Origin of the sequence: Chromohalobacter sp. HP20-39 (assembly GCF_033052815.1) — a bacterium.
Lineage (GTDB): Bacteria > Pseudomonadota > Gammaproteobacteria > Pseudomonadales > Halomonadaceae > Chromohalobacter.
The window spans coordinates 1-277 of record NZ_JAWHTP010000613.1 but is presented as its reverse complement, the minus strand read 5'-3'; the positions used below and the strand labels follow the sequence as shown (position 1 = coordinate 277).

At 62.1% G+C, this 277-nt stretch carries 1 pseudogene; it reads right to left on the bottom strand.

The features are described from left to right. Positions 1-277 (bottom strand): annotated as a pseudogene (locus RVY79_RS19405) (hypothetical protein); the annotation flags it as partial.

Sequence of the window (277 nt, the reverse complement as noted above, 5' to 3'; positions counted from 1 at the left end):
CCCCGGCAGATAGTAGGGACCGTTCGCCACGCCCGACGCCGGGCCGACATGGTTCGATCCCATATAGGCGATGGTTTTCGGGCTCAGATAACGCTTGCCGTCGAGCGTACCGCCGTTCAGCAGCATTTTCGTGAAGCGCGCATAGTCGCCGATGGTCGAAACCATGCCGCCGCCGCCGGACTCCCATTTACGCGCGATGCGCGGATCGTTCATCTCGGCGTCATTGCCGATCTTGCGATCGTTCGGAAACGGCTCTGCGATCAGCGGCTGTTTGGCC